Origin of the sequence: Clostridium luticellarii, assembly GCF_002995845.1 — a bacterium.
GTDB lineage: Bacteria > Bacillota > Clostridia > Clostridiales > Clostridiaceae > Clostridium_B > Clostridium_B luticellarii.
This window is the reverse complement of sequence record NZ_PVXP01000151.1, coordinates 1-1,352: the sequence shown is the minus strand read 5'-3', so window position 1 is coordinate 1,352 and position 1,352 is coordinate 1. Positions and strand designations below refer to the sequence as shown.

The 1,352-nt window shown below is 27.8% G+C and carries 3 protein-coding genes; 1 reads left to right on the top strand and 2 read right to left on the bottom strand.

From position 1 onward, the window contains the following. Positions 1–59: 59 nt before the first annotated feature. Entirely contained in the window at positions 60–647 is a 588-nt protein-coding gene (gene yyaC / locus CLLU_RS18470) for a spore protease YyaC (protein WP_106011216.1), read from the top strand. 4 nt (positions 648–651) lie between these two features. On the opposite strand, the gene CLLU_RS18465 is transcribed toward yyaC, so the two are convergent. Then, on the bottom strand, positions 652–882 hold the full coding sequence (locus CLLU_RS18465; RefSeq protein WP_106011215.1) for a YkuS family protein: 231 nt from the start codon (positions 880–882) through the stop codon (positions 652–654). A 57-nt stretch (positions 883–939) separates the two neighbouring features. Then, positions 940–1,352 (bottom strand): DUF4446 family protein (locus CLLU_RS18460; protein WP_106011214.1); only part of this gene is annotated, 413 nt, incomplete at its 5' end.

The window sequence follows — 1,352 nt, the reverse complement described above, 5'->3', positions numbered from 1 at the left end:
ATACTAATATGTATAAATAACCTCCTTATGGTAAAAACTAAATTATAGGAGGTTTTCTTATGATTAAAAAAACAATAATAGATCCAACATCTTCGAATTCAATATCTGTTTTGAGAGATATAATAAGCAATGAAATATATCCTATGATAAAATCTGGAAGAACTATAATAATACTTTGCATAGGTACTGATAGATCTACTGGAGATAGTTTAGGACCCATAGTTGGTGATAAGCTAAAATTTTTAATACGAAATAAAGTTGAATTGTATGGCAATTTACAATACCCAGTACATGCAAAAAATATCGCAGAAATTATAAATAAAATAAATTCCAAATATAATAATCCTTTTACTATAGCAGTTGATGCCTGTTTAGGTGCTATTCAAAATGTCGGAAAAATAATAGTTGAGACAAAACCACTTCACCCTGGATCCGCCATGAATAAATCTCTTCCACAGGTTGGTGATTTAAGTATTACAGGCATTGTAAATATATGTGGAGCTATGGAATTTATGGTATTGCAAAATACCAGATTATTTACTGTAATGCAGCTTGCTGACACAATTTCTAGAGGAATATATCATTCCATACTAAAAACCGTAGGAGGTAAAAATTCAAATAATATTCTCCAAAACATAGAAGCATGATATATCAAAAGGATCTATCTTTAAGTATATATTCTATCTCCTCTATATTTCTTTTACCTAAATCTATTATTAGAGTATTTTTATTTTTTATATGCAAATTGGCAAGTCCATTATCCTTTAATTTACATATTATAGCATCATACTTTGTATCCTCACCATCATTTACTATTTTATATCCTCTTTTTTGCAACTCATTCCCTATATAATTTAAATCACGTGGAATATATATTTTCATACAAAAAACCTCCTTAGAAAATAATTTTCCCTTAAGGAGGTTTTTTATGTAAAATTTCTATATTCTTTTATTCATACATTCCACTAAAACCTGTTTTTCTTCCTGGGACAATTCATATCTGGACATTCCACTATCTACAGGCTTTGCATAAGTAGTGCTTTCATCTCTGCCATATATTCCCGTAATTATTACACCGTCATTATTCTCATCCAACAATGCAATTGAAAAGCTCAAATCACTACCCACATCTTCAAAAGCTCTATATCGTATAATAGATATTTTTTGAATACAATACTTTACTCTCGAATTTAAATTGTCATATAACTTTTTAATATCTTCAGATTGTTTTTTTACATTATCTATATTATCAAGATATTTCATAATAAGTTCTTCCAAATTTTTATTGTTTGTTCCTCTCATGAGCTTTCTATATCTTTTTTCCAATCTATTTAATGATTTAAATATTATTG

What these genes read in the sequence shown, in the direction of transcription:
- yyaC (WP_106011216.1), top strand. Translation starts at nt 60, where the DNA reads ATGATTAAAAAAACAATAATAGATCCAACATCTTCGAATTCAATATCT.
- CLLU_RS18465 (WP_106011215.1), bottom strand. Translation starts at nt 882, where the DNA reads ATGAAAATATATATTCCACGTGATTTAAATTATATAGGGAATGAGTTG.